We start from the raw sequence: 24955 nt of genomic DNA on the forward strand, positions 1-24955 counted from the left end.
ATAATCATCTCCGGCCGGAACCGGCCTGTGGCCGGCGTTCCGCCATTTGCGAATTCACCTTCATGGGTGAAACGGTGTGTATCGGGCCATGCGATATCAGGCATCAGGCTTAAGCCAAGCTCCTTAATCGCCGCTTAACTCTATTTAGGCGCGGTTTGCGCCAAACCAAGCGCGCCCAAGCGGGAAATCGTGCAGTTTCCGGCAAATTCAGGGATTGCAATCCGGAACACCCTTGATTCCCGCGAATCACCGATGCGTCAACACCTTGCGCGCACTTTTTCCAGAAGAAGCCAAGCGTGTAAGAGGTGCCTTACCAGTTCAGAACGAGCGGGTGGGGCGACCCGACTGGACGCCGAAACCCTCGACCAGCGCCTCGAGTGTCTCGGTGGAGGCGATTTCGCGGCGCAGATCGGCCAGCCGGCCAAAGTTGAAATCCGTGGCATCGTTGGCGCATGCTGCTTCGGCGGCCTTGAGCTCGCGGTTGAGCGCACGGGCGCGGCGATGCAGATGCAACGCTTGGCGAAAGCCCTCGAGAGCGTCGTCATAGGCGGCTTGCGGTGTCGCGGTCCAAAGCCGCGCCCGGCGGATGAGCGCGTCGAGCCTGGAAACAGCGTCGGCCTCGCCGGCCATCGCCGGATGCTCGAGCAACGCGTCGCGGCTGCGCGGGCGCGCCGAAGCGCAGGCTTCCAGCACGGCGCTGCGCACCCGTTCGAGGTCGCCGTGGCCAAGATCGAGCGCTGCAAAATCGTCGAAATGCTCGCCGAGCATGTCGGGATGGCTGACCACCGCGGAGAGCAGCGCTGCCTCGCGCAACGGCATCACATCGCCTGCCGCGCTGAGCAGACGCGAACGTGTAAGGCTTTCGGAGACGGCGAGCCGGCCGCCGGCCGCCCCCCTGCCCCGGCCGCGCCCGGACCGGTCGCCATAACCGCCAGACTGGCCGCCGCGCCCACCGGCACCGGCCGAAGGCGCTCCAAAATAGGCGTTGACGCGGTCGCGCATCGCCTGGCCGTAATGGCGGCGCACGGTCTCGTCACCGACAAGCGCGGTCGCGTCGCGCAACTTGCGCTCCAGTTCGGCGCGCCGTTCCGGGGTATCGAACACTCCGCCGCCGGTTTCGCGCAGCCACAGCATGTCGGCAAGCGGCTTGGCACCCTTCATCACCGCGTCGAACGCCTCGCGCCCGCCTTGCTGGAGCAGGTCGTCGGGATCCTTGCCCTCCGGCAACATCGCATAACGCACCGAACGGCCAGGCTTCAGGCCGGGCAAGGCCAGATCGACAGACCGCCAGGCCGCTCTCAGGCCGGCCTTGTCGCCGTCGAAGCAAAGCACCGGCTCAGACGTCATGCGCCAGAGCAGGTCCAGCTGGTTCTCGGTCAGGGCGGTGCCCAGCGGCGCGACCGCATTCGAGATGCCGGCCTGATCGAGTGCGATCACATCCATGTATCCCTCGGCGGCGATCACGGTTCCCGCCTCGCGCACAGCCTCGCGGGCACGGCGCAGATTGTAGAGCACATGGCCCTTGTGAAAGAGATCGGTTTCCGGCGAGTTCAGGTATTTGGCCGGCACGTCGGGCGACAACGCCCGCCCGCCAAAGGCGATGATACGGCCCCGCGCATCCTCGATCGGAAACATGATCCGGTCGCGGAAACGGTCGTAAGACACGGCAATATCGTCACCGAATACAACAAGGCCGCATGCCTCGATCTGGTCCGGCGGTACGCCCTTTTCGGTCAGATGGCTTTTCAGCGCATTGCGGCTTTCAGGTGCATAGCCGAGGCGAAACCGGCCCTGGGTTGCGCCAGACAGGCCCCGGTCACGCAGATAGGACCGTGCCTTCGCGCCTTGGGACAACTGCAACTGCGCCTCGAAAAACGCCGTCGCCATTTCCATCACATCGTAGAGCGTCGACTTGAGCTTCTCGCGCTTCTCGGCCTCCGGATCGCGCTCGGGCATCGGCACGCCGGCGATCTCGGCCAATTGCTCCACGGCCTCGGGAAACGTGATCCCCTCAAGCTCGGTCAGGAAGCGGAAATGATCGCCGGAAACCCCGCAGCCAAAGCAGTGGTAGCGGCCCTTGCGGTCCTCGCAGTGGAAGCTCGGCGTCTTTTCGCCATGGAACGGGCAACAGGCCCAGTAGTCGCCGCGCTGCGTGTTCGTTTTGCGCTTGTCCCACGAGACACGTTTTCCGATCACGTCGGAGATCGGAACGCGGTCGCGGATTTCATCGAGAAAGGATTGGGAAAAGCGCATCGCCAGCCTCGGGTCTTATGCCCCTATAGCCGCCCTGGCCGTAACGCGCCATCCACCGCCTCGTACGTTCACACTATCCACACCTGAAGGACGACTTGCCGCAGCCTCGGGCCGGACTTCACTCAGGCCGTTAGCTCGTTGTTAGCCATAACGAATCGTCAACACTAACAGTAACCAACGGTTAGGTAAGTCGACGCTACCCTACGGTATATTTTTACGGAATTTGAGATGACCAAGACATTGCCGAAGGACGACATCGACCAGTTTGCCCAGCTGATCGTCAAGCATGCAACCGATTCGATGGTGTTTACCGACACAAAGGGATTGACGCTGTGGGCTAACGAAGCTTTCCGGCGCATGAGCGGCTACGATATCTCGGAACTCGTCGGCAAGACGCCGGGCGAAGTGCTGCAGGGCAAGGACACCGATCCCAATACCGTTTCCAAGATCAGCAAGGCAATCAAGGCCAAGCAAACCATTCGCACCGAGATCCTCAACTACAGCAAGGACGGAACCGCCTACTGGATCGACATCACGATTTCGCCGGTTTTCGACGATGACGGCCGGCTGACCCACTTCATGTCGATCGAACGTGACGTCACAGACTCCAAGGCGCTTTTCGGCAAGCTTGAAGAGACGCTCGCCGAGGAACGCGAACGCAAACGCGAACGCCGTATCCTGTCGCAGATGTCGGAGTGGTTGTTTGCCGCACAGTCGCTTGAGGAACTGAAAGCCGTTGTCGCGCGCTCGATGGCGCAACTGTTCCCGGAATCACAGGGCCAGCTGTTCATCTACTCCAATTCCCGCGATGTTCTTGACCGGGCGGCGTGCTGGGGTGCGACTTCGTGCAGGTCGCATCTGCAGGCCGACGAGTGCTGGGGCCTGCGCCGGGGGCGCGCCTACAGCTTCGGTACATCCGAAATCGACTTTGCATGCAGCCATGTCGACTCCGAAGAGCATCCATATTTCTGCCTGCCGATCATCGCGCATGGCGACACGATCGGCCTGATGCACATAAATTTCCCCGAACTGAAAGCCGACCGCGAATGCTCCGAAGAGCTCAACGAACTCCTGGCACCTGCGATGGAGGTTGCGCAAATCTGCGCCGAACAGATCAGCCTTGCGGCGGCCAATGTGCGCTGGCAGACCGAGCTTCAGGACCGCTCGGTCAAAGACCCGCTGACCGGGTTGTGGAACCGCCGCTGGTTCCTTGACATGGCGAACCGCGAAGTTCGGCGTGCCGAAGCCTCTGGCGGGCTGCTGTCGCTGGCGATTATCGATATCGACCACTTCAAGAGATACAACGACTCCCAAGGCCATGACGCCGGCGATGCGGTGCTGAAGGTCTTCTCAGCCTGCATGTCGGACCTGAATGCCGACGACGTGTTCGCATGCCGCATCGGCGGCGAGGAATTCGCGCTGATCTGCAATCACACCGACGCAGCATCGGCCGAGCGGATCATCGAGGGGTTGCGCGCGCGGCTCGGCGAGACGCAATTGGTTCATTCGGGCGAGGTTCTTCCCGGCGTGACGATTTCCGCCGGTGTCGCGCAGATGGCGCCCGGCAACGATCTGGAAATGCTCATGAAACGCGCCGACGAGGCGCTCTATGCGGCCAAGGATGGCGGGCGAAACCGCACGATGATCGCCGACGAACATGGCGAGGAACGGTTCTGGTTCGAAGCGACCGGGACCTGACGCATACCCGGCAAGCGCGTGACATTGCGCGCGGGCAGGCTCTAGCCCCGATAGTTCCGGAAGAACGCAGCGATCTTCGCGTAGTTGTTGGTATTGGTATCGAACTCGATGCCGATACGACGCGTCCTGACCGAGCGGACATAGCCGGCGACGTAGCCCAGTTTGTCGTTGAACACTTCGACATGATTACCGACCGCATGGCCCGACGTGTCATGCATCAGGGCGTCCATGCCGTTCATCGAGAGGTTGTCCGCCATGGCGCCGTCGACGCGCAGGCCATTGCGAACCTTGACGAAAACACGCGAACCCGCAGCCTGCTCTTGCCGGACTCTATCTCGGGACGTTTTGTTTACGACCGACCGCATTTTTTCGCCAGTTCTCCACCTTCTTTACGGTACAAATTGCCTGATCGGGGAAAATAAAGAATTAACGGGTGCCGGCACGCTGTCTGCGACTGCATTTAATCTGGCCGAATACTGTCCCGTTTCTGGATATGCCGCATTGGTGATCGGGCGTGATTGGACCCGCTGGGCGCCGGCCTGCACTGTCGCGCAGAACCGATTCCAGGAGCCGTACATGTCCGCCCGCGCCATCACTTTTGCCGCCGTCGCCTGTCTCGCAGTGGCATCTGCCGCGGCCCAGGATCGCACCGGGCGCGACACTCCGGGCGAATGGAGAGTCACGCATTTCAAGCAGTATGGACTATGGGATTCCATGTGCGACGAACGCGTATCCGCAAACACGCTGGAGGAGCGCTGCTACGTGCGCTACGTCGAGGTCTACAGCCCCAATCCGCAGTTCGGCGCGGCGTTCTCCTTCATCGTTCCGGAAGGGCGCGAAGGAGCGGTGACAGCGGAATTCGGATTCGAGCGCGGCATCCGCTTCAAGAAGGACGGGATTCGCATCGAGGCCGGTGGCGAGACTGCACGCGTGCTCGATCAGTCCGATTGCAGACGCGGCGGCAAATGCACGCTCGACAGCAAGGCGATGGCGGACATCGAACAGCTGGCGGCCACGGCACCGCACACCACCTTCGCCTTCTCGCTGACCGGCCGGCACGGACGGGATTGGGAACTGCGCTGGCTGTCGGACCGCCTGCACATGGCGATCGACGACATGCGCGCCGAGGCGCGTCAACGCGCCCTGATCGATTGACGGATTTGGGCTGGCCTACTGCCGCAGGATGTCCTTGACGACGCCGCTTGCCTTGGTGAAGTCCATCTGGCCGGGAAAGCGCTGCTTGAGCGTCGACATGCATTTGCCGACATCGCGCAGCCCTTCGGCACCGGTGTCGCGAACCACCTTCTCACAAGCCTCTTCGACTTCTTCCTTGCACATCTGCTTGGGAAGAAACTCGCAGATGACTGACGATTCCCGACGTTCCTGCTCGGCCAGTTCGAGACGGCCCGACTGCTCATAATCTTCCGCCGAGGCACGGCGCTGGTTGATCATGGTCTTCAGGATTTCGCGGATGTCACCATCGGTGACCGGATCCCTGCCCGCGTTTCGGTTGGCCAGATCACGGTCCTTGATGGCCGCACTGATCAGGCGCAATGTTGAAACTCTGGTGGAATCTTGAGATTTCTGAGCGTCTTTGAGCGCAGCCTGTATCGCTTCGCGCATCTTGCAACTCCCCGGTAGCAGGCGGACAATAGCGCCGTTCGGAAAACGACGCAAGCGTAACGCTGCCATCCAAACCTTTGTTTTTCTTTGCTTTTCCAATTACGCGCCACTTTAACGCCATCCTGTCGTCACGGAAATGACGAACGGGAGGCGGGCGACTCATCGTCTCCGGTCGCCGGCCGAAACGCTGTGTGGCGCGGTGTTTTCAGGCGCCTGATATGGTGCTACAGGCGCGCACCGGCAAGACCAATCCACTTCAACGTTTCGAGATCGACGATGACGCAGCATTCACACGCAATGGAAACCGCCGCCACGCCCGGCTGGACGAACGAGCCTGCCACCGCGGTTCTCGTTTTGGCCGACGGCACAGTGCTGCGCGGCAAGGGCTATGGCGCGACTGGCGCGGTCGAGGCCGAAGTGTGCTTCAACACCGCAATCACCGGCTATCAGGAAATCCTGACCGACCCGTCCTATGCCGCGCAGATCGTCACCTTCACCTTTCCGCATATCGGCAATATCGGCACGAACGAGGAAGACCTTGAAGACCTCGCGCCGGCACGGCGCGTCGGCGCGGTCGGCGCGATCTTCAAGGCGGACATCACCGACCCGTCGAACTACCGGGCCGCAGAACACCTCGATGCATGGCTGAAGGCGCGCGGGATCGTCGCGCTGTGCGGGATCGACACGCGCGCCTTGACCGCGCATATCCGCGAACACGGCATGCCGAACGCCGTTATCGCACATGACCCGGGCGGTTCCTTCGACCTCGACACGCTCAAGGCGCGCGCGGCGGCTTGGGGCGGGCTGGTCGGCGCGGATCTCGCCAAGGACGCCACATCCGGCCAGTCTTCGACCTGGCGGCAAACGCCGTGGGAATGGGACGCGGGTTATGGTGAAAACCAGCCGGACGGCGATGCGATCCACATCGTTGCGCTCGATTTCGGCGTCAAACGCAACATCCTGCGGCTGTTCTCGGGCCTTGGTGCGCGCGTCACCGTGCTGCCGGCGACCGCGACGGCCGACGAGGTGCTGGGGCACGAGCCGGACGGCATCTTCCTGTCGAACGGGCCGGGCGATCCGGCGGCAACCGGCGCATATGCGGTGCCGACGATCAGGGCGCTGGTCGACAGCGGATTGCCGGTTTTCGGCATTTGCCTCGGCCACCAGATGCTGGCGCTGGCGCTGGGGGCAAAGACCGTCAAGATGCATCAGGGCCATCACGGCGCCAACCATCCGGTCAAGGACCACACGACCGGCAAGGTGGAAATCGTTTCGATGAACCACGGTTTCGCCGTCGAAGCGGCGTCGCTGCCCGACGGCGTCACCGAAACCCATGTATCGTTGTTCGACGGTTCGAACTGCGGCCTGGCGGTCGATGGCAAGCCGGTGTTTTCCGTCCAGCATCACCCGGAGGCTTCGCCGGGACCGCAGGACAGCCATTATCTCTTCCGCCGCTTCATCAATCTGATCCGCGAAAGGCGCGGCGAGGAAACGCTCGCCGAGCGGTGATTTCTTGGCGCTATCTCCTGGCAGCGAGCATGCCCGGCAAATCGGCCAGCAGCCGCTCCCTGGTGCGCCGGCTGGCGATGCCTTTCTGCGGCTTGTTCTCGACATCAAGACGCGCAAAGACGTAGCGCACTCCATCCTTTTCTGCCCAGCCGACGAACCAGCCGTTCTGCGTGCGCAGGCGGTTGCCGTTTGCGTCGACAGCCCAGGCCGTGCCGGTCTTGCCGACGACATCGAGACCGGGATCATCGGTTTCGAAATGTTCGATCATCTCATCGGCCATCGCATAGGTGGCTGCGGAGAGCGGCAGCTCGCGGTTCACCCAGCGACGCAGGAACACGGCCTGCTCGACCGGCGAGATCTTCAGCGACGAACCGAGCCAGGCATGGGTGAGGCCGTTATCCTTGCCCGGATCGCCCGAAAGGTCGCGATTGCCGTAGTCGAGCCGGTCGATATGGGCCTGGAACCGCTGCATGCCCAATTGGCGGGTCAACCATTGCGAATACCAAAGGACGGACCGCTTCAGCCACCGGCGCGGCGTCGTGGTCTGGCGCCAGCCCTCGAACCGAGCGTTGATGGCCGGATCGTAGGCGACAGCCGGTGCGTCGGGCGAAGTCAGGATACCGGCCTCGATACCGATCAGGGCGAGCACCGGCTTGAAGGTCGAAGCCGGGCTGAACCGTGTGTCGCAGTCGCGGCCGGAGCGATGGATCTCCGCGCCATCGTCGGCGCGCAGCACCACAGTGCAAGCTTCGCGCGCGACAGCCTCTGCGGAAAAACCGCAGACGACCACCGAAAGCAGGGCGAGGCGGCGCGCCAGATATCGAAATGGCATTGCATGAAACTCCAAGGAACGAACGCGACAGCAATTGACTGACGCGTCGGCACAATCAAGGCGCGGCCACATCTACTTCCACCGCGCTTTCGCCGTTCGGGCTGAGCCGGTAGATGCCACGCTCGACGCGCTCGAACCAGCCATAGTGATCGGCGGCCATGATGGCGCGGGCGCGATCCACGCCGGTCGCCGCCGCAACGTCCGACGCCTTCGCCGGTCCGTTCTCGACGAGCCAGGCCGCAACCCGCATCGCGTCCTGGCGGTAGGCGGTCACGATGACTGTTCGTGTCGCGCCCCCCTCGTTCGGATCGCCGACCCGGCGGGCGAATTCGCGCAGCAGCCGCGCCTGCCGCTGCTTCGACTTGCGCGGCGCATAGGGACCCGGATCGAGATGGATTTCGCAAAATCCGTCGTCCAGCCGCACGGTGATCAGGCCAAGCCCGAGGCGGCCGCAGAGTTTGGCGTTGGCGCGCAGCGATGACAGGAATGGCCGTCCGGCTCCGCGTGGCACGGCGACATAGACCGCATCGGTAATCGCCAGGCGCTCGACAGCCTGATGAAACAGCGACAATGAAAACCCGGTTTTCAACTCGACAATGACCGGCGGCTCCGCGCCGCGAACGGCCACGACATCGGCTGCGCCGATCTCCGACTTCACCTCATAGCCCTGCCCTTCCAGCAGCGCCTTGACGGGGGCATACAGTTCCGTTTCGCGCGGTTTGGCCCGGCTGGCACGCGCCATCCTCAAACCGGTCCGTTGAACGTGTCGCAGTCCTGCAGCCGTCCGGAATCGAATCCGCGCGCGAACCAGGCGCGCCGTTGCGCGGATGTGCCGTGGCTGAAGCTTTCCGGCACGATGTAACCCTGCGTGCGGCGCTGGATGGCATCGTCGCCGATCTGGGTCGCGGCGTTCAGCGCTTCCTCCAGATCGCCTTCTTCCAACAAGCCCCTCTGCGCGGTGAAATGACCCCAGATGCCGGCGAAACAGTCGGCCTGCAACTCGACGCGCACGGACATGGCATTGCGTTCGGCGGGGCTCATCGAACGGCGCATCCGGTTGAACTCGGGCAGGATGCCGATGACATTCTGGACGTGATGACCAACCTCGTGCGCCAGCACATAGGCCTGCGCGAAATCGCCCGACGCGCGGAAACGGCGCGCCAATTCGTCGAAAAAGCCGAGATCGATGTAAACCTTGCTGTCGGCGGGGCAGTAGAACGGGCCGCTGGCGGCGCTGGCAAATCCGCAAGCCGAGCGCACCTGGTTCTCGAACAGGACAAGTGTCGGTTTCGGATAGCGCGCATTGCCGGCGGTAAAGATACCGTCCCAGACATCCTCGGTTTCGGCCAGCACGGTGGCGACGAACTGCGTCGTGCGGTCGTTGCGCACCGGGCCTGCAGGGGCCTGCGGCGCGTTCTGCGGCAGCATCTCGCCAAAGGCGCCGGAACCGCCCCCGCCCGCCAGAACCGCCAGCGGATCGACACCGAGAAAACGCAGTGCAAAAAACAGAACCACGAGGACGACGATGCCTGAAACGCTGCCGCCGCCGGTCCGCATGGCGCGGCCGCGCGAGGGAATGCGAACCCGCCGGCCGGCGGTACGGCGCGCCGGCGCGCGCCGGACGCGGCTGCCGCGCATGTCCTGGATATTCGTGCTCTGGCGGCGGCCTTCCCAACGCATGCGGCATACTCCGTTCATGACAGCGGAACAGCCGACGGTGCCCAATCCGCCGGGCGATTGCAAGCCGCCGGCCGGACTCCGCAAGGGAATATTGACGGGGTTTAGATGCGGTTCTAGGCTCGATTCGGATGGTTCGCAGAGTGAATTATGCTCACGCAAGGGGATCGCGGCGAACAAATATAAAACACAATAGGAATCGGGGCGGGTCGGCCCGATCGCCAAAGGGGGCGGCGCTCGAATGACCGACGAAGAATCAGAAAAACGTGGCAGCCGGCGCAATCGCGTGCTCAAGGAGGCGTTCGCCTCTTTCAACGAGAAATTCAGCGCCGTGCCCTGCGTCGTCCGCGATATCAGCGAAACCGGGGCCAAGCTGCGTTTCATGGACATGGCGGTCGTGCCCGACCGGTTTACGCTGGTCATCCCATTGGACGGAATACAGGTTGAATGCGAACGCCAGTGGGCAACCAGCCGCGACTGCGGTGTCCGGTTCACCAGCGCGCCGGAGCAATCCAGACTGCGCCGGTCGCAAGTGGTCAAGGCCTACCGTCCGGGCGAAGCCGTGATCGTGACCGCTCCATCGAAAACGCAGGCCGCCGACGAAGAAGCCGATGCGTCCGCCTTCCCCGATTACAATCGAGCCAGACCGCAAAGGGCGTTCGGCCGCCGGCGCTGAGCGCCCTATGCTCTTAATGTTGCATGCTTTGCGGACGCCGTCCGGAGCGCATGTAGCCGAAAGCCGCAAAGCCGAAGAAGGCAAGAATCGCCAGCAGGCCGAGCGCCGGATGACTGCCGTCGAGCAGCATTTTTTCCATGACGCGGCCCGGCAGCAACGTGAACGCGCCAGCAACGATCATGGCGCCGGCATACATTCCGCGCATCAGCGACCGATGACGCGCGATATCGCCGCGCCGCGCTGCCCGAATGGCCGCGAACATGCTCCAGAGCACATAGACCGACAGAATGTGGATCGGGCTGAACGGCCCGAGCACGCCGAACAGCCGAATGCCGATGTTCTCCAGCGTGTGAATGAAAAACGAAGAGACCGCGGTCACCGAGATCGCTGAGAAAAAGACCCAGCCGGCGGTCCGGTGGCGGCGGTCGCCCTTGCGGGCTGCCAGCACGTAACCGCCGACAATGAAGGCGGTCAGCGCGGCAACAATGTGAACCTGTATGACGAGCGGCAACTCGCTGAAGACGTGCAGTGCCATCGATGTTCCCCTTGATGTTTTCCTTAATGTTTCCCGGGGACGATTTGCGCCCGGCGCGGCACTTGCTAGAGATGGGGGATGAACGGCTTCAACCGCGGATACGTCAAATTCGTCGAGCGCTTCGCCAACAACGCGGAGCTGCAGTTCACGCTGCGTGAAATGCGCGACGTGTTCACGCGGCCCGGCGTGTGGATGGGGGTCGTGGCAACGGTGGCGGTGCTCGTCGCAAGCGGCCCGGCCGGCACGCTTAACAACTACAATGCGGCGGAACGCCTTACCTATTGGGGGCTGACGGTGATTGTCACCTTTCCGACCGGCTGGCTGTTTGCGGCATGGACCGAGCGGTCGGCGCGGCGGCGCGGCGTCAGCGTCTGGTTGGCCAAACCCGCAGGCGCGCTGGTCGCGACCATGCCGGTGGCGGCCGAAGTGCTGTTGCTGACCAATCTCTTCAACGGGCAGCCGCTGACCGACATGGACGGCGTTCTGCCGCTTGCCGGCCTGTGCCTGGTGGTCACGCTGGCAATCACCATGACGTATGCCGGTGGCATGACAAATGGTGAGCAGGCGGATGACGGCGCGGCGGAGGACGGTGCCGCCCCTGCCCCGCCGCCGTTCTTCAAGAGGCTGCCGCGCAGCCTCGGCACCGACCTCGTGTCGCTGCAGGCGCAGGACCATTATGTGGAGGTGACGACAGCGGCGGGCCGTCACCTGATCCTGATGCGGCTGGCCGATGCCGAAGCCGAACTGGACGGCTATCCCGGCATGCGGGTGCACCGTTCCTGGTGGGTGGCGCGCGCCGCAATCGACGAAATGCGCAACGAAAACGGCCGGCCGGTGCTGACGCTTGGCGACGGGACATTGGTGCCGGTCAGCCGCGACAGGCGGGCCGGCGTCAAGGCATGGCTTGAGGAATAGCCGCCCGACGGACCGTCAGTCCAGCCCGCGCAGGAAGCGGTTGGCGAGATTTGCCACCTGGGTTCCGCCGATCCAGGGCGGGTGCGCGGCCCCGTCGAGCATGACCAGCCGCGCGTCTTTCAGCCCGGCGGCAAAATCGCGGGCGGACTGCGCTGGCACGCCGCGGTCTTTCTTGCGGTGAATGACCAGCGAAGGCGCGCGCACCCCGCCAACATGCGCGCTGGCGTCCATCCGGTAGGTCAGCGCCAATAGCCGGGCGGCGGTTTCCGCCGAAGCCGCGGTGCGCATCATGCGTGCGAAATTGTCGATCGAAGCACCGTCCTCATGCGGCAGGAAGACATCGGCAAGCACACGCGAGCCCATGCCCCAATGCGCCCGCACGGTGGAAACGAGGGCGCGCAGGACCTCGTCCGGGCCGAGCTCGGCGCCGTTGAGAAACGTGCCGTAGAAACAGATGCGGCGTACCCTGTCGGGGTGGGCGGCGGCATGGACGACGGCGACCGGCCCGGCGGCCGACATGGCGAACATGTCGTATTGCTCGGCCCCCAGTTCGGCGACGAGATCGTCCAGCAGGTCGGCCTCGTCGGCGAGGCTGCGCTCGGCATCGTCGGGATCGGACATGCCGGCGCCCGGCCGGTCGTAGCGGACCAGCGTCATCCCCTCGCCAAGCGCGGCGATGAAGCTGGCGAAATCGGGATCTTCCTCGTCCTTGGCGACATTGCTGATCCACCAGGCCGGCAGGATCACCAGCGGCCCCTCGCCGCGCACGCCGTATGCGATCGAGCGGCCGGCGCGATCACGAAAAAAGCGCACCTCAGTGCGCGGTTCGGAGGGGTTCACCGGCGGAGCGGGAGGCGTAGTCTCGCCCTCAATTTCAACTTCTGTGTCAAATAGATAGCCGACACGGTGAAGGGTTCGAATCAACCGTTGCTCGCGGCCGCTGTCACCGATGGCGCTGCGCGCCGCCTTGATGCGGCTGGTCAGCGCCGCATCGGAAATCGCCCTGCCATGCCAGATCGCATCGACGATCTCCTGCTTGCCCAGCGCGCGGCCGGCGTTGTCGGCAAAGAGCACGAGAAGGTCGAAGACCTGCGGCTCGACATCGCGCGGCGCGCCGGCGCGCATCAGGCGGCGGCGGGACGGATCGAGCACGCAATCCGCGAAGCGGTAAGTCATGTACTCAATCTATGGGAGTTGGCGATGCTTTCCAATGCGGCACATGACAGTGCAAAAGGAATGACAGGCCGGCTCTTTCCCCGCCAAAAAAACCGCCAAGGGGTTCCGTGCCGCCGCGGTTTCGATAGGCCCGGTCCAGCCCAGTTTTACAACGCCTTTCAGACCGGTCGCCGCGCGCCTCCGGTCGTTTCGCACGAGCCGGACCGCACATGCCAAGACGCACAGACATCGACACCGTCCTCATCATCGGCGCGGGGCCGATTGTCATCGGCCAGGCCTGCGAGTTCGACTATTCGGGCACCCAGGCCTGCAAGGCGCTGAAGGAGGAAGGCTACCGGATCGTCCTGGTCAACTCCAATCCGGCGACGATCATGACCGACCCGGATCTCGCCGACGCCACCTATATCGAGCCAATCACGCCGGAAGTGGTGGCCCGCATCATCGAGAAGGAGCGCGCCGAGCGCCCCGACGAGACGATGGTGCTGCTGCCAACCATGGGCGGCCAGACGGCGCTCAACACGGCGCTGTCGCTGCAGCAGATGGGCGTTCTCGACAAGCACGATGTCGAGATGATCGGCGCCAAGCCGGAAGCCATCGACATGGCTGAGGACCGCAAGCTGTTCCGCGAGGCGATGGACCGGATCGGGCTGGAAAGCCCGCGCTCGGTGCTGGTCAACGCCACCGACATCAAGGAAACCGACCGGAAGGCGCATGAGGCGGAACGCAACCGGCTGAAGGCGGCGCTTTCCGGCGACGAACTGGAAACAGCCCTCGACAGCCTCGAGCAGACCTGGCGCGACGGGACCTCCGACCGCAAGCAGCGCTACATGACGCACGCCATGGGGCTTGCCGCCCAGGCGCTCGACGATGTCGGGCTGCCGGCGATCATCCGCCCGTCATTCACGCTCGGCGGTACCGGCGGCGGCATCGCCTACAACCGTTCGGAATTCTACGAGATCGTCGAGCGCGGGCTCGACGCCTCGCCGACGACCGAAGTCCTGATCGACGAAAGCGTGCTCGGCTGGAAAGAATACGAGATGGAGGTGGTCCGCGACCGGGCGGACAACTGCATCATCATCTGCTCCATCGAAAACGTCGATCCAATGGGCGTGCACACCGGCGATTCGATCACGGTCGCCCCGGCGCTGACGCTGACCGACAAGGAATACCAGATCATGCGCAACGCCTCGATCGCGGTGCTGCGCGAGATCGGGGTGGAAACCGGCGGCTCGAACGTGCAGTTCGCCGTCAATCCGGAGACCGGCCGCCTCGTCGTCATCGAGATGAACCCGCGCGTTTCGCGCTCCTCGGCGCTGGCGTCCAAGGCAACAGGCTTCCCGATCGCCAAGGTCGCGGCGAAACTGGCCATCGGCTACACGCTCGACGAACTCGACAACGACATCACCGGCGGCGCCACGCCGGCGTCCTTCGAGCCGACCATCGACTACGTGGTCACCAAGGTGCCGCGCTTCGCCTTCGAGAAGTTTCCCGGCGCCGAACCGGTGCTGACGACGGCTATGAAATCCGTCGGCGAGGTCATGGCCATTGGCCGCACCTTTGCCGAATCGCTGCAAAAGGCGTTGCGCGGGCTTGAGACCGGGCTGACCGGGCTCGACGAGATCGAGATCCCCGGCCTTGGCGAAGGCGACGACAAGAACGCCATCCGCGCGGCCATCGGCACGCCGACGCCCGACCGGCTGCGCATGGTGGCGCAAGCCTTCCGGCTCGGCTTCACGGCGGAAGAGATCCATGCAGGCTGCCGCATCGACCCATGGTTCCTCGCCCAGATCGAGGCGATCATCGCCATGGAGACGCGCATCCGCGCCCACGGCCTGCCGCAGGACGAAGCCAATCTGCGCATGCTGAAAGCGATGGGCTTTTCCGACCAGCGGCTGGCGACGCTGACCGGCGGCGAGGAAAAGCAGGTCGCCGAGGCCCGCCGTGCGCTCGGCGTGCGTCCGGTCTTCAAGCGCATTGACACGTGTGCAGCCGAGTTCGCCTCGCCGACCGCCTATATGTACTCGACCTACGAGGCGCCGTTTGCCGGCGCGCCGGCCAACGAGGCGGGAATCTCGGAGCGCCGGAAGGTCGTCATCCTCGGCGGCGGACCGAACCGCATCGGCCAGGGCATCGAATTCGACTATTGCTGTTGTCACGCCGCGTTCGCGCTGCGCGATGCCGGGTTCGAGGCGATCATGATCAACTGCAACCCGGAAACGGTTTCAACCGACTACGACACGTCGGACCGGCTTTATTTCGAGCCGCTGACCGCCGAGGACGTGCTCGAAATCCTGCAACTGGAGCAGGAAAAGGGCGAACTGGTCGGCGTGATCGTGCAGTTCGGCGGCCAGACGCCGCTGAAACTCGCCGACGCGCTGGAGAAGGCCGGCATCCCGATCCTCGGCACCTCGCCCGATGCGATCGATCTGGCCGAAGACCGCGACCGGTTCCAGAAACTCTTGATCAAGCTCGACCTGACGCAGCCGAAAAACGGCATCGCCTATTCGGTGGAACAGGCGCGCATGGTCGCCGCCGCGCTCGGCTATCCGCTGGTGGTCCGGCCGAGCTACGTGCTGGGCGGTCGCGCCATGCAGATCATCCGCGAGGAAACCGGCCTCGACAACTACCTGCTCGGGACGGTGCCGGAACTGATCCCCGAGGATATCAAGGCGCGTTATCCGAACGACAAGACCGGCCAGATCAACACGCTGCTCGGCTCCAACCCGCTGCTGTTCGACACCTATCTGACCGACGCCACGGAGGTCGATGTCGACTGCCTGTGCGACGGCGAGGATGTCTATGTGTCGGGCATCATGGAGCATATCGAGGAGGCCGGCATCCACTCCGGCGATTCCGCCTGTTCGCTGCCGGTGCATTCGCTTGGGCCGGACATCACCGCCGAACTGGAGCGCCAGACGGCGTCGCTGGCGAAAGCGCTCAATGTCGGCGGCCTGATGAACGTGCAATACGCCATCAAGGACGGCGAGATCTTCGTACTCGAGGTCAATCCGCGCGCCTCGCGCACGGTGCCCTTCGTCGCCAAGACTATCGGCCTGCCGATTGCCAAGATCGCCGCGCGCATCATGGCCGGCGAGATGCTGGAGCCGGCGATCGGCAATTACGGCACCAGGCCCGACATCGGCTCGCTGTCGCATATCGCGGTGAAAGAAGCGGTGTTCCCGTTCAGCAAGTTCCCGGGCGTCGACACGCTGCTCGGACCGGAAATGCGCTCGACCGGCGAGGTGATGGGCCTCGACCACGACTTTGCCGTCGCCTTCGGCAAGGCGCAGCTCGGCGCGGGCGTCGACCTGCCGAAATCAGGCACGGTATTCCTTTCGGTCAAGGACAGCGACAAACCGCGCGTGCTGGCGACAGCGGCGATGTTCGTCGAAATGGGTTTCGATCTTCTGGCGACCGGCGGCACGCAGCGCTTCCTTGCCGAGAACGGCGTTGCGGCCAAGAAGATCAACAAGGTGCTGGAAGGCCGGCCGCATATCGAGGATGCGATCCGCAACCGGCAGGTGCAACTCGTCGTCAACACGACGGAGGGCAAGACCGCCCTGTCGGATTCCAAGTCGCTGCGCCGCGCCGCGTTGATGAACAAGGTGCCCTATGTGACGACCATGGCCGGCAGTCATGCCTGCGCGCGCGCCATCAAGGCGCTGGCACAGGGCGAATTGCAGGTCCGTCCGCTGCAGAGCTATTTCGGGTGAATTGACCGGCCGCGTTCATACGCGAGCTATGTACGCATGACCGTATCCGCCATCTTTCGTGTGCGTCCCTCTACGCTATACTCGTCCCGGGGCTTCACCGCTTTTTGCCACGCGCTGAAGGAAGGCCGTCATGCCGAAAAACATCGTCATCCTGTGCGACGGCACCTCGAACCAGATCGAAGAGGACCGCACCAACATTCTGCGGCTCTATGGCTGCCTGAGGAAGAACGACCGGCAGGTTGTGTTCTACGACCCGGGTGTGGGCACCTTCGGCGGCGAGAACGACTGGCTGCGCACCACCCGCAAGACCAAGGAAGTCTGGGGACTGGCGACCGGCTGGGGCCTCGACCACAATGTCAAGGAAGCCTACCGCTTCCTGGTCGAGCATTTCGACCCCGGCAAGAAGAAGACCGCCGCGAAACCGGCCGTGCCGCAGGACGACATCTACATTTTCGGCTTCTCGCGCGGCGCCTATACGGCGTCGGTGCTGGCCGGCTTCATCCATGCCTTCGGCATCATGGACCTCGTACAGATCAACCTGCTGGACTACGCCTACCGCACCTACAAGGGCATCAGCGAACGCGATGCGACGCCTGAAAATCCCAACGCACCGTTCCTCCCGATGCGGCTCTACGAGCGGGCACTGACACCGCACCGGCCGGACATCAAGGCGCTCGGCCTGTTCGACACGGTCGCCTCGGTGATCGAACTCGGCAAGGTCTGGCCGCAGTTGCGCACCCATCCCTTCACCCGGAAGAACCCGAGTGTCCAACATGTCCGCCGTGCCGTCGCCATCGACGAGCGGCGGACCATGTTCAATCCGGTGCTTTGGGAGCTTGGCGGTTCGTTCACCGGCCCACCTTTCAAGAAGCGCGAGGCGGTGCCGCAAGACGCAAAGGAAGTGTGGTTTTCCGGGGTGCACGGCGATGTCGGTGGCGGCTACGAGGAGGAGAAAAGCGCTCAGGCGAAGCTCCCGCTCCTCTGGATGATCCGCGAGATGGAGGAAATCGGGCTGAAGGTCTACGAGTCGACGGTCAGGAAGATCGTGCTCGGGGAAGACCCCAAGCACCCCAGCTACGTCAAACCCGGCGTCGGCCAGAAGATCAATATATCCATGACCCGGGCCTGGCGCGTTGTGGAATTTCTGCCGCGCAAGGTTCCGACGACGTCGCACCGCGCGCGCGGCGGCGGGGGCGTCTACATTCCGCGCAGCGACCACCGGTCGATGCCCGAAAATGCGGAAATCCATGAATCGGTGTTCGAGCGCATGAAGGCCGATCCGTCCTACCGGCCGGTCAACCTTCCCGCTAGCGCCCTCGGCAAAGTCTAAACCGCGCCGGGCTCGATGGTCACGATGACAGGCGCGTGGTCGGAGGTCACATCCTTCGGCAGTTCCTGCACGAAATGGTCGTTCCAGACCTCGTTGCCGACGACCGTGCCGCGCCGGCGCGGGTTCTTCGGATTGAGCCCGTTGGAGACGATCGCGTAATCGAGCGTTTCGCCACTGTCCCAGCCGGCATGGGTGACCGGGCGCTTCGTCTCGGCGCTCGAAACCAGCGTGTAGCTGTCATAGAGGCGGTGGATGTATTTGCGAAACCGGTGTTCCTCGGGAATGTGGGCGCGCCACACGCTGCCGATATAGAAGATCATGTCCGACTGGGTGAGGATCGAGATGGTGTGCGAACCCGGTCCTTCGTTGAGATCGCCGAGCAACACCACCGGCCGGTCGATGTCGCCTTCGATATCCTCACGAAAACGCGCATACATGGCGCCCGCCTCGGCGGCGCGTTTGGAGACCTGATCGACGCCGGCATGCATGCGCTGCGTGAAATAGGCCTTGATCCGCTCGTCCCAGTCGGCAATCGCATCCATCGCGTCATCGTCGACAAAGGCGCCTTGCGACTTGAAATGCGCTGCATAGACGACCGTGCCGCCAATGCCGGGAATGTCGATCTCGCAGCGCAATGGCGGCCGCGAGAAGCGCGCCGTGCAGTCGATCACCGTCTCGGGAATGATCTCGCCCAGCGCCGGAACGGCAGTCGCTTCGGTGACCGGGTGGCGCGAGGCGACCGCGACCGTCGCGTTGACATAGATATCGGCATCCCCGCTGTCGAAAACCGGATCCGTCTCGCAGCGGAACTCCCCGTAGCCGGCCGCTTCGCACAGCTGGCGCAAGGCGTCGACCGACACCACCTCCTGGAAGGCGACGATGTCGGCATCCATGTCCGCAAGGGTTGCCGCGACCCAGTCGGTCTTCTCTGTCCATGAGGTATCGCTGTGGGTCTTGTTGTCCTTGCGCTCGTGCCAGTAGATCCCCGGCTTGGCGAAATGGTAGAGGTTCATGGTCGCGAGTTTTACAGGCATTCGACTTTCCTCCGTTTGCGCGAAACCTAGGCGCGCCACATGACGGAACTGTGAAACCGGCGGCAAGCCCGCTCTTTACTGCGCAAGGCGCAGCAAGCGGCGTGCGTAGACAACCGACACAATGGCCACCAGCGCCGCACTCGCATAGGCAGCGACGATCCCTGCGCGGATGCTCTCCGTATCGCCCGGTTCGGCAAATCCGGCGAGATTGGCGACAAGCCCGAATGTCGCCGCGCCAATGGCATAACCGGTCGTCTGCAGGGTCGGCAGCATCGCCGAAGTGCGGTCGCGGTCGGCAGGCGAAGCGCGCACCATCAGGAGTTCGCAGAGCGGCCCCCAGTTGATGCCGAAGCCCAGCCCCATCGCTGCCTGCCCGGTCACGACCAACGCGATCTCGCCCAGCCAAATGCCGAGGCAGGCCGCCACCATGCCGCCGGTCAGCAGCACCGGTCCGATGGCGACCGCGCGCAGCCTTGCCGGTTCGGGCAGCACGGAGGCGACAAGGATCGCCGACAGGCTCCAGGTAACGGCGAACGTAGCTGCCAGCGCGCCCGCCATTGTCGCACCGAGCCCCCACAGCGACTGGAAGCCAAACACCATGAACACCGCGCCGGCGGCCTGCGCCAGCGGCATCAACAGCACCACCCACAGGCCGGCTCCGACCAGGTCGTGCAGCCGAAACGCAGCCGCCGGCAGAATTGCGTCGGCCCGGTTGCGGTCGAGTTGGAATGAAAGCAGGAGAAGCGGCACAGCGACGACGAACAGGGCAATGGCCAGCCAGGGATGCGCGGTCGCGGCCGATGAAATAACCAGGATGCCGGCGGCGACCAGCACCAACCTCAGCGTCGGCACGGCCTCGGCGACCTCTGCCTGGCCGCCGCGCGCCACCGCAAACGGTACGAGTGCGAGGAAGATCCCGCCCATGGCGATGTTGAGGGCGAAAGCGGCGCGCCACGACACCAGATCGGTCATGATGCCGGCGACCAGCGGCCCGCCAAAGGCAGCAACCGCCCAGACGACAGCCTCAAAGCCGAACACCTTCTGCACCAGCCGTGCCGGGAACAGCACCGGGATAAGCGCATAGCAGATGGCGGCGACGATCCCCTCGCCCAGGCCTTGCAGCGCCCTGCCGAAAACCAGCACCGGCATGTTCGGCGCGACAACGGTCACCGCGCTGCCGGCCAGGAAGACCAGTGCCGAACCGATCAGCGCATTGCGCGCGCCCAGCCGCGCCTTCAGGTTGGCGGCCGCCAGCCCGCCAACGATGGCGAAGACCAGAAAGAACGTGAACGCCCAGGAGATCAGCCGCGCCCCGCCAAGTTCGCCGATCGCCGACGGCAGCGCCGTGGCGACGAAAAACTCGTTGAAGGCAAACAGCGCCACGCCAAGGCTGACCGTTGCGGTCGCGGCAACGTGATCCCTGGAGAACAGGTCGAGCCAACCCTGCGAATCGGCCGCATCCCGGGCAGCGTTTTCGAAACCATCAGCCAATTCGAACTCCCGTTCCATTGCAATTCCGGGCGCGAGAGCTACAGCCTCAAGCATGGTTGAGGTCAAGGCGAAAATGCAGGTTTGTTCGGCGCTACCGAAAGCGGCCGTCTGCCGCAGGGGGGGGGCTCGGCCCTGCCCTTTGCAATGAAATCAAATCGGATTATAGTCTTCTCGAACTGATCGAGGCGGTTCCTGAGCTTTCGCTCCGGGGACCGTTTTCTTTTGTGTCCACGCCCATCGGGGCGACCGCATGTACGGCCACAAGAAGAAAAGGAACGGCCATGATTGAGAAAGCGCCAATGACCGCGAACGGATTCGCGCAGTTGAAGGAAGAGCTGCGCTGGCGCCAGCAGGAAGAACGTCCGCGCATTATCGAGGCGATTTCGGAAGCCCGCGCCCATGGCGACCTGTCGGAGAACGCGGAGTACCACGCCGCCAAGGAAGCGCAGTCGCACAATGAGGGGCGCATCGGCGAACTGGAAGACCTGATCAGCCGTGCCGAGGTCATCGACATCGCCAAGCTCTCCGGGACATCGGTGAAATTCGGCGCAACCGTCACGCTGTGCGACGAGGACACCGAGGAAGAGAAGGTCTACCAGATCGTTGGCGACCAGGAAGCCGACGTGAAAGCCGGGCGCATCTCCATTTCCTCGCCGATCGCACGCGCGCTGATCGGCAAGGACGAAGGCGACTCCATCGAAGTGCAGGCGCCGGGCGGCGCGCGCGGATACGAGATCGTCACGGTCAAGTACATATGACCGAAAACGGGCCGAAAGGACCGCATCCGAAATGGCGAGGCGTGACGGCGAGGCAGTCATCGACACGCGCTCGCTGCAGGTGATCGCGCCAAACTTCAAGCGGCGGCTTTCCGGCGTGACATCGACCATCGTTCAGCTCGTGCCGGCGCAGCGCGCCGCCGGACTTGATATCGCGGTGTTCGGCCCCGGCCTTCCCACATCCCTGCCCCGGCTACGGTGGCGCCAGTTGCCGAGCCTTTGGCGGCGGCCGGCGGCGCACCGCCACCGCGTCTGGCACGCGCGCCGCAACACCGAGATGATCGGCGGTATCGTCCTGCGCGATTTTCTGCGCATGCCGCTCAAGCTGGTCTTCACCTCGGCGGCGCAACGCCGCCACAAGCCGCTCACCAAGTGGCTGATCAGCCGGATGGACGCGGTGATCGCCACCAGCGCACGGTCCGGCGCGTTTCTCGATGTTCCGCACCGCGTGATCCCGCATGGCATCGACACGGCGCGTTTCCGCCCGCCGGACGACAAGCGCGCCGCCAAGGCGGCGCTCGGGCTCGACCCGGATGGTCTACATGTCGGATGCAGCGGCCGGATCCGCCCGAACAAGGGAACCGATCTCTTCGTCGACGCGATGATCGCCGCCCTGCCTCGCAATCCGGGCTGGTCGGCGGCGATCACAGGGCGGGCGACAACCGAACACGAGGCGTTCAAGCGGCAACTGGAAGAACGGATCGCCGCCGCAGGCCTTACGAAACGCATCGTCTTTACCGGCGAAGTCCCCGATATCGTGCCCTGGTTCCAGGCTTTCGACCTTTTTGTCGCCCCATCGCGCGAAGAAGGTTTCGGCCTGACCCCGCTGGAGGCCATGGCCTGCGGCGTGCCGGCGATCGCCTCGAAGGCCGGCGCCTATGAAACGATGATCGACGATGGCGAGACCGGCCTGATCCTGCCCGACTTCGAGGCGGCATCGCTGTGCACGGCATTCGAACGCATGGCCGCCGATACGGTACGACGACAGGAAACGGCGGCGCGGGCGCTCGCCGATACGAGAAGCCGGTTCCGGCTCGATGGCGAGGTTCGCAGCCTCGCCGAAGTCTATGACAGCGTCGCGCCCCGGCTTGGCGACGATGCGGTGGACTAGGTTCGGATAGGCGCATGACGAAGGCCAGATCAGCGCCCGCCGTGGCATGGTTCGACGCGACCGATGTGCTGACCTGGGGTCCGGAGCCGCCGATGGGCGTGCCGCGCGTCGAACAGGCGATCTACAGATACTGCCGCACGCAGCCGGATCTCGGGATCGCCATCTACGACAGCTATTTTCGCCGTTTCCGGCCAGCCGACCGCGCCACCATCGCCTATCTGGATTATCTGGTCGCAGGCGACTGGCCGGGCTCGTCGCGGCCGCGGGCCGAAAGGCGCGTCGAGGCCCTGCGTTTCTGGTGGCCGCTGCTGTCGTGCCAGAACCATGCGACCGCCGACTATGTCGCGCGCTGCCTGAGCGGCAAAAAGGACCGGAAAAACCCGGCCAACAAGGCGATACGCACCATCGTCAGACCGCTCGGCTGGTTGCTCGCGCTGGTCTCCATGACCGGCGAATTTGCCCGTTGGCTGCTGGCAAAGACTGGTCTCGGCAGCCCTGCCCGGCTGTTTGCGGCCGGCGTGCCGGTCCTGATGTCCAACACCATCGCCAACAGGCAGGAGACGCGGGGCTCGATGCGTCTCTGGCGGCAACGTCCGGTCTATCTGCTGCACGACATCATTCCGCTCCGCTTTCCCGAACAAATCGATGATCACGTCGTCGCCGCCCAATTGCGCTACATTCGCAGGATCATGGCCAGCGGCGATCCCGTGATCACGATCTCGAAGGCAACCCGTGACGATTTGCTGAACTGGTACCGGCAAGACAGCGGCATCGGCTATCCGCACTCGATCACCGCGGTGTCGCTCGGCGCAACCATCGACGATAGCGGTGACGCGACCGCGCCGATCCCGGCGCTGCAGGACCGCCGCTTTGCCATCTACTGCTCGACGATCGACATTCGCAAGCGCCACGATGTGGTCGTGCGGGCATGGGCGGCGCTCGCGCGGAAGCACGGCGCCGAAACGCTGCCCTATCTGGCCTTTTCCGGGCGTGCCGGATCGGGTTGCGAGCAGCTCTCGGCCGCGCTCGAAGACGCACCGGAGATCGCCAACCGGGTCGTCATTCTCGACCTGATTACCGATGCCCAGTTGCGGTGGGCCTATCGTAACGCCGAATTCGGCGTCTTTCCCTCAAGCGCCGAAGGCTGGGGTCTGGGCGTTTCGGAATGCCTCGCGCATGGCGTCCCGGTCGTTCACTCCGACATTCCGGCGCTGTGCGAAGCAGCCCAGGGCCTGATGCCGAAAGCACCGACCGGCGACATCGCCGCCTGGGTCAGTGTAACTGAGGGGTTCGTGACCGATCCGCGGAAGCTTGCAGCGCTGCGCGACACCATCGGGCGCGCATACCGACCCGGCAAACCAGACGACTTCGCGCGCAATATCATGGCGAAACTGCGCGAGTTCGCCGGCAGCACATCTTGAAGAACATTGCGCCCAAACGAGCCGCAAGAGGCGGATTGCGCCGGTAGAGAAACCGCGTTAGCGCGGACAACCTGTATCTGTTATGGATCGACCTCGGTCCTCCCGTTAAAGACCGGGTGATGTATTGCCGTTGTTAGTTTTTTCGGATTCAGCATTCGAGTTTTCATATTTGTCTCACGTTCGAGTTTCCAGATGAAAAGTCTATTCAAGTATGCGTTCTCGGCGTCGATCGCATGGCGCGACAACGATGGCGAAGGCGCTCCGATGTCCGTTGGCTATCAGCGCATCCGGCGCAGATACTGGAAAATCCGCCGAATGCTTCGTGACCGGCGAGAACCGAGAAAAAAGCGCATCACGGCCTATATTGGCGATCGCACCTTTCTCGCCACAACCGCTTTCGATGCATATATCTATCTCGACTGCGAAGACACATGCCTTACACCGAGCATCATTCAGCAGGGGAAATGGCAGCCTTCGCTGACCGGTTTTCTTGAGCGCGAGTTGCGCCGGTGCGATCACTTCGTCGACGTCGGGGCCAACTGCGGATACTTCTCCCTGCTAGGCGCCAAGCGGGTCGGCTGGGGCGGTGCAGTGGTCGCCTTCGAACCGCAGAAGCGGTTTGCGAAGCTCGCACAACGCAGCTTCGACGCCAATTTCTACAATCACGCCGTATTGCTTCAGCATGCGCTTGGCGAAGCCGAAGGTGAATGCGAGCTTCGAAGCTTCGGGACGAATCTGGGCGCGACTTCGCTGATCACAGGCTTGGGTGGCGAGAGCACCGGCGAGACCGCGCGGGTGCGGACGCTGGACGATGCAATCGAGGATGCCAGCCGAACGCTTGGCAAGCCGCTTACCCCGACGGTCATGAAGGTCGACATCGAAGGCTATGAGCCACACATGTGGCGAGGCATGAGGAAAACCCTCGCCGCGCCTGAACTGAGACTGATCGTCATCGAATACTCGCCGCGGCACTACGAGGCGCAGGGACTGGATCCGGACGCCTTTCTCGACGAGATCAGATCGGCAGGTTTCAACATTGCCTATCTGGATAGCAGCTCGATCGAGCTGCCCCTGTCGCATCCAACATATGAGGAAGCGCTGGCGACATGGGGGCAGGCAGAACTGGTGTTGCGCAAGAGAAATGCCGCCTAAGGCGATCTGCCATGCCAATGTTTAAAGCCGACC

The 24955-nt window shown here is 63.8% G+C and carries 21 protein-coding genes; 11 read left to right on the forward strand and 10 right to left on the reverse strand.

The annotated features are described in order from the left end of the window. Positions 1-318: 318 nt before the first annotated feature. Positions 319-2253 (reverse strand): DNA primase, encoded by a 1935-nt coding sequence (gene dnaG / locus ACO06R_RS17075; RefSeq protein WP_421852784.1) that lies wholly within the window; start codon positions 2251-2253, stop codon positions 319-321. A gap of 228 nt (positions 2254-2481) precedes the next feature. Here dnaG and ACO06R_RS17080 point away from each other — a divergent pair, with 228 nt between their 5' ends. Continuing rightward, positions 2482-3951, forward strand: coding sequence for a sensor domain-containing diguanylate cyclase (locus ACO06R_RS17080; protein ID WP_421852787.1), 1470 nt, complete (start codon positions 2482-2484; stop codon positions 3949-3951). Positions 3952-3992: 41 nt separating this feature from the next. Here the strand turns inward: ACO06R_RS17080 and ACO06R_RS17085 are convergent, their stop codons facing one another. After that, a complete protein-coding gene (locus tag ACO06R_RS17085) occupies positions 3993-4208 on the reverse strand; it encodes a hypothetical protein (RefSeq protein WP_421852790.1) in 216 nt (71 codons plus the stop codon). Here ACO06R_RS17085 and ACO06R_RS17090 point away from each other — a divergent pair. Then, entirely contained in the window at positions 4207-5106 is a 900-nt protein-coding gene (locus ACO06R_RS17090) for a hypothetical protein (protein ID WP_421852793.1), read from the forward strand. The genes ACO06R_RS17085 and ACO06R_RS17090 overlap by 2 nt on opposite strands. A 15-nt stretch (positions 5107-5121) precedes the next feature. Here the strand turns inward: ACO06R_RS17090 and ACO06R_RS17095 are convergent, their stop codons facing one another. Continuing rightward, complete coding sequence (locus ACO06R_RS17095) at positions 5122-5574, reverse strand: GatB/YqeY domain-containing protein (protein WP_421852796.1); 453 nt, start codon at positions 5572-5574, stop codon at positions 5122-5124. A gap of 297 nt (positions 5575-5871) precedes the next feature. On the opposite strand from ACO06R_RS17095, the gene carA reads away from it, so the two are divergent. Beyond that, positions 5872-7083: a glutamine-hydrolyzing carbamoyl-phosphate synthase small subunit gene (carA, locus tag ACO06R_RS17100; RefSeq protein ID WP_421859482.1), complete on the forward strand. Its 1212-nt coding sequence runs from the start codon at positions 5872-5874 to the stop codon at positions 7081-7083. 10 nt (positions 7084-7093) lie between these two features. Here carA and blaOXA read toward each other — a convergent pair whose 3' ends face one another. Genes blaOXA through ACO06R_RS17115 form a run of 3 tightly spaced genes read right to left on the reverse strand, consistent with a single transcriptional unit; the run spans position 7094 to position 9595 of the window. Continuing rightward, the gene (gene blaOXA / locus ACO06R_RS17105) at positions 7094-7915 is read right to left on the reverse strand and encodes a class D beta-lactamase (RefSeq protein WP_421852799.1); all 822 of its coding nucleotides are present in this window, start codon (positions 7913-7915) and stop codon (positions 7094-7096) included. 55 nt (positions 7916-7970) lie between these two features. Continuing rightward, a complete protein-coding gene (locus ACO06R_RS17110) occupies positions 7971-8657 on the reverse strand; it encodes a DUF2161 domain-containing phosphodiesterase (protein ID WP_421852802.1) in 687 nt (228 codons plus the stop codon). A gap of 2 nt (positions 8658-8659) precedes the next feature. Further along, complete coding sequence (locus tag ACO06R_RS17115; RefSeq protein ID WP_421859484.1) at positions 8660-9595, reverse strand: neutral zinc metallopeptidase; 936 nt, start codon at positions 9593-9595, stop codon at positions 8660-8662. A gap of 238 nt (positions 9596-9833) precedes the next feature. Between ACO06R_RS17115 and ACO06R_RS17120 the strand changes: the two genes are divergently transcribed. Then, positions 9834-10268: a PilZ domain-containing protein gene (locus tag ACO06R_RS17120; protein ID WP_421852805.1), complete on the forward strand. Its 435-nt coding sequence runs from the start codon at positions 9834-9836 to the stop codon at positions 10266-10268. A 13-nt stretch (positions 10269-10281) separates the two neighbouring features. Here the strand turns inward: ACO06R_RS17120 and ACO06R_RS17125 are convergent, their stop codons facing one another. Beyond that, on the reverse strand, positions 10282-10803 hold the full coding sequence (locus ACO06R_RS17125) for a DUF2306 domain-containing protein (RefSeq protein WP_421852808.1): 522 nt from the start codon (positions 10801-10803) through the stop codon (positions 10282-10284). A 78-nt stretch (positions 10804-10881) separates the two neighbouring features. On the opposite strand from ACO06R_RS17125, the gene ACO06R_RS17130 reads away from it, so the two are divergent. Then, the gene (locus ACO06R_RS17130; RefSeq protein WP_421852811.1) at positions 10882-11718 is read left to right on the forward strand and encodes a LytTR family DNA-binding domain-containing protein; all 837 of its coding nucleotides are present in this window, start codon (positions 10882-10884) and stop codon (positions 11716-11718) included. Between the two features lie 15 nt (positions 11719-11733). Here the strand turns inward: ACO06R_RS17130 and ACO06R_RS17135 are convergent, their stop codons facing one another. Then, complete coding sequence (locus ACO06R_RS17135) at positions 11734-12894, reverse strand: alpha/beta fold hydrolase (RefSeq protein ID WP_421852814.1); 1161 nt, start codon at positions 12892-12894, stop codon at positions 11734-11736. A gap of 209 nt (positions 12895-13103) precedes the next feature. On the opposite strand from ACO06R_RS17135, the gene carB reads away from it, so the two are divergent. Together carB and ACO06R_RS17145 are read left to right on the forward strand one after the other, a co-directional pair. Next, positions 13104-16607 (forward strand): carbamoyl-phosphate synthase large subunit, encoded by a 3504-nt coding sequence (carB, locus tag ACO06R_RS17140; protein WP_421852817.1) that lies wholly within the window; start codon positions 13104-13106, stop codon positions 16605-16607. A 130-nt stretch (positions 16608-16737) separates the two neighbouring features. Beyond that, positions 16738-17937, forward strand: coding sequence for a T6SS phospholipase effector Tle1-like catalytic domain-containing protein (locus ACO06R_RS17145; RefSeq protein ID WP_421852819.1), 1200 nt, complete (start codon positions 16738-16740; stop codon positions 17935-17937). Here ACO06R_RS17145 and ACO06R_RS17150 read toward each other — a convergent pair. Continuing rightward, on the reverse strand, positions 17934-18971 hold the full coding sequence (locus ACO06R_RS17150; RefSeq protein WP_421852822.1) for an endonuclease/exonuclease/phosphatase family protein: 1038 nt from the start codon (positions 18969-18971) through the stop codon (positions 17934-17936). The genes ACO06R_RS17145 and ACO06R_RS17150 overlap by 4 nt on opposite strands. 75 nt (positions 18972-19046) lie before the next feature. Further along, a complete protein-coding gene (locus tag ACO06R_RS17155; protein WP_421852825.1) occupies positions 19047-20480 on the reverse strand; it encodes an MFS transporter in 1434 nt (477 codons plus the stop codon). Positions 20481-20743: 263 nt separating this feature from the next. On the opposite strand from ACO06R_RS17155, the gene greA reads away from it, so the two are divergent. The 4 genes from greA (at position 20744) to ACO06R_RS17175 (ending at position 24922) form a co-directional block, all read left to right on the forward strand. Beyond that, entirely contained in the window at positions 20744-21220 is a 477-nt protein-coding gene (greA, locus tag ACO06R_RS17160; protein WP_421852828.1) for a transcription elongation factor GreA, read from the forward strand. A gap of 31 nt (positions 21221-21251) precedes the next feature. Then, positions 21252-22349 (forward strand): glycosyltransferase family 4 protein, encoded by a 1098-nt coding sequence (locus ACO06R_RS17165; protein ID WP_421852831.1) that lies wholly within the window; start codon positions 21252-21254, stop codon positions 22347-22349. 14 nt (positions 22350-22363) lie between these two features. Then, positions 22364-23770, forward strand: coding sequence for a glycosyltransferase (locus ACO06R_RS17170; protein ID WP_421852834.1), 1407 nt, complete (start codon positions 22364-22366; stop codon positions 23768-23770). A gap of 192 nt (positions 23771-23962) precedes the next feature. Further along, entirely contained in the window at positions 23963-24922 is a 960-nt protein-coding gene (locus ACO06R_RS17175) for an FkbM family methyltransferase (RefSeq protein WP_421852837.1), read from the forward strand. Positions 24923-24955 lie beyond the last annotated feature (33 nt).

Origin of the sequence: Oricola sp., from assembly GCF_965230365.1 — a bacterium.
Lineage (GTDB): Bacteria > Pseudomonadota > Alphaproteobacteria > Rhizobiales > Rhizobiaceae > Oricola.